The sequence below is a fragment of the Stenotrophomonas sp. P5_B8 genome (genome assembly GCF_054049855.1).
In genome coordinates, this window is record NZ_JBFULO010000143.1 from 1 (window position 1) to 8846 (window position 8846).

The following is an 8846-nucleotide window of genomic DNA, read 5'->3' on the forward strand; positions in this document are numbered from 1 at the left end:
GCATAGAAGCACGCGGCGGCCACGGCGTAATCGGTCAGCGTGTCGGCGGCGAAGATCGCGGCCATGACCACGCCCAGGCCGAGCAGGGCCAGGGTATGCCGCGAAGGCGAAGAGGGCATCGGAACGACTCCCGTTGGTACAGGGTGGAGCGCCGCAACAAGCGGCGCGCGGAGCATAGCATCGGTACCGTGGTGGGCCGGTGTCAGTCCTCCAGCGTGGCATTCCAGAAGCCCTGCAGCACGCCGGGCGTGGTCGACAGCGTGGCCAGCACGGCATCCAGCTCATCGGCATCCACCGCCGTCGCATACAGCACGGCTTCGATTTCCACGTCGCGGTCGCCGAACGGCCGCGGCTCCACTGCCCGTACCGGGTAGTGCGCCTGCTCCAGCAGCACCAGCAGCTGGTCCAGCACCTCGGCCTGCCGGTCACGCTGGCAGATCACCGTGACCGCGTAGGTAGCCTCGCCGGACGCTTCCTGCAGCGGTTGCCGCTGGATGCGGTTGACTACCGGCCGCAGCAGTGTGTTGGCGGCCAGTACAAACAGCGCGGCCAATACCGCCTCGGGCAACAGCTTGATCCCGGCACAGGCGCCCACCGCCGCCGAGCCCCACAGCGTGGCGGCCGTGTTGAGCCCGGATACCTGCGCACCGTCCTTCATGATCGCCCCGGCGCCGAGGAAACCGACGCCGGAGATCACGTAGGCCACCACATGCAGCGGCGAGGGCGGCCCGCCGTACATGTCATGGAAGCGCACGGCCAGATCGACGAACACCGCCGCGCCCACCGCCACCAGCGTATTGGTGCGCAGCCCGGCCGTGCGCTGGCGCAGCTGGCGCTCCAGGCCGATCGCCGAGCCGAGCACGAAGGCGGTAGCCAGGCTGATCAGCGTGCTGACCGTGGCCCCGGCATTGAACGGCGGCAGATGCGGATTGAGATCCATCACTGCCACCCGTAACGACGGATGTAGACTTTCTTCAGCAGCGTGGTCAGCACCGCATAGCCGAACAGGATCGCGACCAGGAACGGCCAGTAGCCCGGCGGCAGCGCCTGCAGCTTGAAGTAGCCGGCCAGCGGGCTCATCGGCAGCAGCACGCCGATGGCCATGATCAGCCCGGTCATCACCAGCAGCGGCGGGGCGGCAATGCTCTGCACGAACGGCACCTTGGGCGTGCGGATCATGTGCACGATCAGGGTCTGGGTGAGCAGGCCCACCACGAACCAGCCCGACTGGAACAGGCTCTGGTCGGCCACGGTGCGCGCGTCGAACACGTACCACATCAGGGCAAAGCAGCTCAGGTCGAAGATCGAACTGATCGGCCCGAAGAACACCATGAAGCGACCGATGTCCGCCGGGTTCCACTTCAGCGGCTTGCGCACCAGCTCTTCGTCCACGTTGTCGAACGGAATGGCGATCTGCGAGATGTCATACAGCAGGTTCTGCACCAGCAGTTGCAGCGGCAGCATCGGCAGGAACGGCAGGAAGGCCGAGGCCACCAGCACCGAGAACACATTGCCGAAGTTGGAGCTGGCGGTCATGCGGATGTACTTGAGCATGTTGCTGAAGGTGCGCCGGCCCTGGATGACGCCTTCTTCGAGCACCATCAGGCTCTTCTCGAGCAGGATGATGTCGGCGGCCTCCTTGGCGATGTCCACCGCGCTGTCCACGCTGATGCCGATATCGGCCGCGCGCAGGGCCGGCGCATCGTTGATGCCATCGCCGAGGAACCCCACCACCTTGCCCTGCGCGCGCAGGGCACGTACCAGCCGTTCCTTGTGCAGGGGGGTGAGCCGGGCGAACACACGGTGGCGGGTGAGTGCGTCGGCAACGGCGGCATCGTCCATGCGTTCGATCTGCGGCCCGGTCAGGATCGCATCGGCGTGCAGGCCCACCTGGGCGCACACCCGCGCGGTGACCAGCTCGTTGTCGCCGGTGAACACCTTCACCTCCACGCCGAGCGCCGCCAGGGCCTGCAGCGCCTGCGCGGTGGATTCCTTCGGTGGATCCAGGAACGCCACATAGCCGAGCAGGGTGAGGCCCTGTTCGTCGGCCTGCGAGTAGACCTGCTGGGTCGCCGGGGTTTCCTTCATCGCCACCGCCACCACGCGCAGGCCCTGTTCGTTCAGCTCCTCGGTGGTCTGCCGCACCCGGGCCAGCCGCGCCGCGTCGAGCGGCAGGTCGCGGCCGTCTTCGCGCACGGTGCTGCACACCGCCAGCATCTCTTCCACCGCGCCCTTGCAGATCAGCTCGTGGTGGTCGTCGCGCTCGGACACCACCACCGACATGCGGCGGCGCTCGAAGTCGAACGGAATCTCATCGACCTTGCGGTAGTCCTGCGCCAGGCGCAGCTCGGTCTGCAGCTCCACGTGCTCCAGCACCGCGCGGTCGAGCAGGTTGCTCAGCCCAGTCTGGAAGTGGCTGTTGAGGTAGGCGAAGGTGAGCACGTCCTGCGAGTCGTTGCCGAACACATCGGTATGCCGCTCCAGCGCGATCCGGTCCTGGGTGAGGGTGCCGGTCTTGTCGGTGCACAGCACTTCCATCGCGCCGAAGTTCTGGATCGCATCCAGCCGCTTGACGATCACCTTGCGCCGCGACAACAGCACCGCGCCCTTGGCCAGGGTGGAGGTGACGATCATCGGCAGCATTTCCGGGGTCAGCCCGACCGCCACCGACAGCGCGAACAGGAACGCTTCGGTCCAGTCGCCCTTGGTCACGCCGTTGACCAGCAGCACGAACGGCACCATCACCAGCGCGAAGCGGATCAGCAGCCAGCTGACGCTGTTGACGCCGGCCTGGAAGGCGGTGGGCGCCCGCTCGGTGGCGGTGCTGCGCTGGGCGATGGTGCCAAAGCAGGTGCGGTTGCCGGTGGCCAGCACCACCGCCGTGGCCGTCCCGGACACCACGTTGGTGCCCATGAACAGCAGGTTGGGCTGTTCCAGTAGATTGGCCTGGGCCACATCGGGCACCGCGAACTTCTCCACCGGCAGCGACTCGCCGGTCATCGCCGCCTGCGCCACGAACAGATCCTTGGCCGTGAGCACGCGGCAGTCGGCCGGGATCATGTCGCCGGCCGAGAGCACGATGTGGTCGCCGGGGACCAGTTCGCGGATCGGAAGCGAGCGCTGCTGCGCCGGCCGCCGGCTGTGCAGGTGCGCGCCGAAGTACTGGTCGGCCACGTCGGCCGCCTCGGTCCCCGCCGAACGCCGCAGCACGCGTGCGTTGTTGCCGACCAGCGCCTTGAGCCGCTCGGCGGCGCGGTTGGAACGCCCTTCCTGGATGAAGCGGATCAGGGTGGACAGCACTACCATGGTGCCGATCACCACGGTGGCCTTGAGGTCCTCGGTCAGCCAGGAGACCGCCGCCAACAGGGTCAGCAGCAGGTTGAACGGGTTGCGGTAGCACTGCCACAGATGGCGCCACCACGGCAGCGGCTTTTCGTGATCGATTTCGTTGGGGCCGACGCGGTCAAGGCGCTCGCCGGCCTCATGCATGCTCAGTCCATCGGGATGCGAATCCAGCGCGGCCAGTGCAGTGGCCAAGGGCGCATGCGCCAACCGCAGCAGGCCATCGCTGAAGTCCACCGGCACCGATGTCGCCGCACCGCGGCCGATGCCCGCCTCGGGCAGGGCACGGCGACGGAACAGGCTGCCGGCGCGGCGGCTGCGCAGGAAGGCATCGAACCATGCGTTGAGCAGGGTCATGGGGAACTCCTCAGGCGTGCTGCGCGCGGGCGACGGAAAACGTCACCATCGGCAGCGAAAAACGGGGATTGCCGCGCGAGCACAGCGGCTTCATGGCGGTACGGATCGGCGCGGGCAGGTGGCGCAGCACGCTGACGCGCTCGACGATCGGCAGCAGGCTCAAGGCGTCGGCGATGATCCGCGCCGAGCCCAATGCCAGGGCACGGGCGAACAGCGGTGCGCCGTGCTGCAACAGCTGGCTGCGCAGCGCGGCGACGTTGCGCTCACCGATCAGGCGGCGCAGGGTGATGTAGAGGATCTTGTAGTTCATCGGAAAGCCTCCGGGCAGGCAGCGCCCGTCGGCTTCCAGTGACTCAGTCGAGCCGAAGCCGCCGGCCGGACGCCGGGGTGAAACAGGGCAGTGGGTGGATCAGGGGCGCGTGGCGCCCGGCAGGATCGGGATCCATGGGGAAATCCGGTAGCGGAAGGGCGGATCCGGGGCGACGCACTGCGCCGAACCGGTGCGCGTATTGTCCGCACCGCACGCCCGCAGGCCTAGATGCCCGTGGGTTCGCCGCGATATACCTTGGTATAGGGGTGCGATGCCGGCCGTCGGCCGACCGCGTGGATCAGGACTTGGCCGGGCGTGCGCGACGCGGCTTGGGAATGCGGCCCACGTCCCGCGCCGGCGCACTACTGCGTGGCTGCAGCGGTTCCAGCCAGGACAGGTTGTCCACGTAGGCCAGGAAGTGTTTCAGGTAACCGGGCGAGATGTCGCCCATCAACGTGATCGCGCGATGCACCAGCACCGCCGAGTTCAGCGGACCGCCATCGCTGGGTGCGGCCGCCAGCGATTGGCGTACCTGGCTGCGGCTGCGCACGGTGGCCCACAGCGCACGGAATTCGTCGATCGCCGGCAGGGCAGGGTAAGCGGTTGGGGCCGTTTGCGCGCCGCTGGACGCGTCGGGTGTGGACAACACGCGCGGGCGGGCGGCAAGTTCCGCGACCAGATCGGCCAATGGCGCCGCGCGCAGCGGCGCTGCGACGACGCCGCGCCGGGAAGCGCGCGGGAGCGCACTGGCGTAGGCCGCCACGCGGTCGGACAAGCGTTGTTCCAGCAGCGTGCGCGCGGTCCCTTGCGCACGCGCCGCACGTGCCTGCAGGGCATCGAGCACCGCGAACGCGACCGGGTCGTGCCGGTCCAGCTGTTGCTGGCGCCACTGTTCCAGCCGCGCGCGCGGATCGACCGGCTTAGCCGCCATTGCTGGCCTTGGCCGGCCTGGGCCGCGGAATCGGCGCCATTTCAACACGCCGGTTGCGTGCACGCCCGTCCTCATCGGCATTGGAGCCGACCGGCTGCTCGGCGCCGAACGCGGCGGCAAACACCGCAGAGGCGGGCACGCCTTCGGCGATCAACGCGCGGGTCACGGTAAGCGCGCGCTCGGCCGACAACGCCCAGTTGTCGGCGAACTGGCGATTGCCTTCGCGCACCTGGCGGTCGTCGGTGAAGCCACTGACCATCAGGATTTCCTCGCGCGAGGACAGATACTCGGCCAGCGGCGCGGCCAGGCTCTTCAGCAGCTCGCGGCCTTCCGGCTGCAGCTGGTCGGAATTGAGCGCGAACAGCACGCTGCCGCGGATGCCGATGCGGCCATCCACCAGTGTCACCCGGCCGGCCGCGAGCGGCACCGCCAGTGCCTGCTCCAGGGTCTTGCGCCGCGCCGCTTCGGCCTGACGCTGCTTGACCTCATGGTCCAGGCGGGTGGACAGCTCCAGTTGCAGCGCCACCACGCCGACCAGGATCAGCACGAACGCGCCCAGCAGCACCGACATCAGGTCGCCGAAGGCGGCCCAGATCGGTGCACCGGACTCGCCGTCGACCTCGATCTCATCGCTCATGCGCTGGCGGCCTTGCCAGTGCCCCGGCGTGCGCCGAGCTGCTGCAGTTCCTCGATGATCTGCTTCTGCGACAGCACGCTGAGGTCGATCACCTCGCGTGCCTGGCCCACGTAGTACGCCAGCTGCTCGTCGCTGCGTGCCAAGGATGCATCCAGCGCGGTGCCGATCTGCTCCAGGCGCTGCCCGAGATCGGCGCTGGCGGTGCCGAACACCTGCATCGCACCGCCGAAGGCATCGGCCAGGCTGGCCACTTCGACCGCGCTGCCGGTGACCTGCGCGGCCACCTCGCCGAGCTTGCCGGTTTCAACCGCCAGGTGCTCGGTGAAGCGGCTGCCGACCCGTTCAAGCAGATCGGCCGAGGTGGTGACCAGCGCGTCCACCGCCGTGCGCTGCTCGGTCGAGGCGTGGTTGACCGCATCCAGCAGGGTTTCCAGCGTGGCCAGCAGACGGCTGCGCTCGTCCAGCATCGCGGTATCGCGGACCATGCTGTCGGAGAGTTTCTGGCGCAGTTCGGCGACCACRTCGGCGGCGGCCTTGGGCGCCTCGGAAGCCACCTGTACGAGACGCGAGATCTCGGCGATGGTGTCGCTGGCGTGGGCCTGGGTCTGCGCGCTGATCTGCTGCGCAGTGCTTGCCAGGGCATCGCAGATTGCCTGCTGGCGCTGCGCGACCTGCGCGCTGGTCTGCGACCACTGCTCGCCCAGCGTGACGGTCAGCGCTTCGAACGCGCCRCTCCACTGTGCCAGGCGCTGGGCATCGCGGGATTCCAGTGCGTCCTGCAACGTATGCTGCGACTGTTGCATCGCCTCCACCAGCGCGGCGGCCTGGGTATCGAAGGTGCCGGCAACCGCTGACAAGGCCGTCTGGTTGCGTTCGGCCAGCGCGCTGCTGGTGGCCTGCTGCTCGTCCAGCGCGGCACGCCACAGCGCCGCGGTCTGCCCGCTGCTCTGTTCCAGCCGGTTGGCGAGGGAGTCGACCAGCGCGGTGGCACGTGCATCGTGCTGGTCGGTCAACCGCTGCAATGCCGCGTCGAGGGCGGCAACCAGGCTGTCGTTGGCCTGCTGCTGCGCGTGCTGGGCGGTTGCCCAGCGTTCGGCCGTGGCGTCCAGGCGGGACGCCAGCGCATCGGCCAGGTCGCTGGCCTGGCGCGCGTGTTCCCCGGTGAACTGCGCCAGGCTGTCGCGCAGCTCGGCGGTGAGCGCCTGGTGGGTCCGCTGCTGCGCGGTCTGCGCCGCACTCCAGTGCTGCACGTTGTCGGCCATGCGCTCGGAGAGTGCATCGAGCAGGCCCACCGCACGCTGATCGTGCTGGGCGCTCAGCTGCTCCAGCGCAGTGCGCAACGCCTCACTCGACTGCTGGTTGCTCTGCTGCTGGGCGGCCAGCGCGGCGCGCCAGGTCTCCGCGTTGGCGGCATGGTTGGCTGCAAGGCCGGCGTTGAGCCCGCTCAACTGCTGTTCCACCGCAGCGCCCACGTGCTGCTGCAGTGCGCGGGTATCGCCGGCAATGGCGGCCATCGTGTCCTGCATGATCGGTTGCAGCGATTCGCCGACCGCACGGGCACTGGCGGCCATGCTGTCCTTGAGCGCCAGCTCGACCGCAGCGGCCAGGCGTGCGTGTTCGGCGTCGGCCTTGGCGTGGAAACGCTCCTGGCTGTCGAGCAACTGCTGCTGGGTCTGGGTGCTGCGTTCCTCGATCGCCACGGTCAACGCATGCAGGCGCTCGACCAGGGCCGGCATCAGCTCGGCCTGCGCCTGCGCCATGCGGAAGGCCTCGGCACGCTGCCAGCCCTGCGAATGCGGGTGCAGGCTGGTGGCGATCTGCGCATCCAGCAGTTGCACGGTCTGCAGGCGCTCGCGCCGGCACAGCGCGGCCAGCAGGCCCAGCATCGCCGAGGTCGCCACGCCGGCGATCGAGGTGCCGAAGGCCACTGCCAGCCCTTCCACTGGCGCGCCCAGTGAGCCACGGATGGCCTGCAGGTCGGTGGCGCTTTCCAGCGCCAGACCGGTGCCGCGCAGGGTGGCCATCATGCCGAGCAGGGTGCCGAGCATGCCCAGCAGCACCAGCAGGCCCACCAGGTACGGCGTCAGTACCGGAGCGGGCAGGGCGATGCGCTCGCCATCCACCCGCAGCCGCACCGCGTTGCGCAGCCCGTCCGGCACCCGCGCCAGCCAGCCGGCCAGGTCGGCCTGCGCCGCGCCCGCGTCCGCGACCGCGACCGCCCGGCCAAGACCGAGCGTGGCCTGGCGATAGCGCAGTAGTTCCAGCGCACCGGCGCAGTAGCAGGCCACGATCACCGCCGCGACCGCGGCACCGACCGGATTGCTGCCCAGGTAACCCGCACCGATCCAGCACGCCGCCAGCAGGCCGGCAAGGAAGACAACGAAATAAAGACTAGTTCTGAACATGACGTCCCAGTTATCGGGGGCGAAGCGCTGCAAGCAGGCCTTCGATCGGTTGAAAACGAACATCCAGTTCGGCCAGCAGCACGTCCTGCATATCCTGGTGGAAGCGCGCCAGCCAGCCATCGCTGGGTCTGGACGGCGCCGCTTCCTCGGTGTCGCCTGCGGTCGGCGCTGGCAGCGCCGACTCGCGCAGGCGTTCAAAATGCTGTCCCAACAGCGCCGGCACCGCAGCCAGCAGGCTCTGCTCGCGCGGGCTCAGGGTCTGTTCCATCACCGCATCCACTTCGGCCAACCGCGCCAGTTCCGGCGAGAGGTGACCGAGCATGTCGCGCAGCCGGCCGCGCAGGCGCCCGGTGGAGGCCTGCATGGACCGCTGCAGGTTCACGCAGTGCTGGCGATGCGCGGCATAGTCATCGGCCAGGGCGCGCTTGCCCTCGGCCGGGGCCATGATCGCGGCGATCAGCACCGCGCGCACCCGTTCGCATTCGGCCTGTTCGGCACTGTCGAACACCGGCGCATCCGGCGGTACCGGCGGCAACCGTCCATCCAGCGCCCGCGACAACGCTACCGCCCGATTCCAATCCACCCATTGGCTGAGGCGATCGGAAATATCCGGGCTGGAGGTGGGCAACGGTCCGTCGGCAAACCCCGCCAGCAGGCGGATGAAGGCCGGTCCGGGCACCGACGGTCGGTAGGGGGCTTTCGCCATGGTTCCGGCTAAAAACCATGAATTTTACACCGGAATGACGATTTGCCTGTCTGAACGGGATCGGCGGGCGCCCCGTCGCGGGCCGTCAGCCCTTGCCCGTGCTGGCGCTGCGACGTCCCGACACGTGGGCGTTTCCCGGCACATGCCAGCGCCAGGGC

General features: G+C 69.0%; 7 protein-coding genes. All 7 read right to left on the bottom strand.

The window, feature by feature from the left end; all coding sequences use genetic code 11:
- Nucleotides 1-202: 202 nt before the first annotated feature.
- Nucleotides 203-940: an MgtC/SapB family protein gene (locus tag ACXJKH_RS09895; protein ID WP_457319299.1), complete on the bottom strand. Its 738-nt coding sequence runs from the start codon at nt 938-940 to the stop codon at nt 203-205.
- Entirely contained in the window at nt 940-3699 is a 2760-nt protein-coding gene (gene mgtA / locus ACXJKH_RS09900) for a magnesium-translocating P-type ATPase (RefSeq protein ID WP_457319300.1), read from the bottom strand. Before mgtA ends, ACXJKH_RS09895 begins: the two co-directional genes overlap by 1 nt.
- A 10-nt stretch (nt 3700-3709) precedes the next feature.
- Nucleotides 3710-4009 (bottom strand): hypothetical protein, encoded by a 300-nt coding sequence (locus ACXJKH_RS09905; RefSeq protein ID WP_457319301.1) that lies wholly within the window; start codon nt 4007-4009, stop codon nt 3710-3712.
- 298 nt (nt 4010-4307) lie between these two features.
- A complete protein-coding gene (locus tag ACXJKH_RS09910; RefSeq protein ID WP_457319302.1) occupies nt 4308-4940 on the bottom strand; it encodes a DUF2894 domain-containing protein in 633 nt (210 codons plus the stop codon).
- A complete protein-coding gene (locus tag ACXJKH_RS09915) occupies nt 4930-5577 on the bottom strand; it encodes an OmpA family protein (protein WP_256774293.1) in 648 nt (215 codons plus the stop codon). The genes ACXJKH_RS09910 and ACXJKH_RS09915 overlap by 11 nt, the downstream gene beginning before the upstream one ends.
- Nucleotides 5574-7982, bottom strand: a complete 2409-nt coding sequence (locus tag ACXJKH_RS09920; protein ID WP_457319303.1) for a DUF802 domain-containing protein — start codon at nt 7980-7982, stop codon at nt 5574-5576. The genes ACXJKH_RS09915 and ACXJKH_RS09920 overlap by 4 nt, the downstream gene beginning before the upstream one ends.
- Before the next feature lie 10 nt (nt 7983-7992).
- Nucleotides 7993-8688, bottom strand: coding sequence for a DUF3348 domain-containing protein (locus ACXJKH_RS09925; RefSeq protein WP_457319304.1), 696 nt, complete (start codon nt 8686-8688; stop codon nt 7993-7995).
- Nucleotides 8689-8846: the final 158 nt, after the last annotated feature.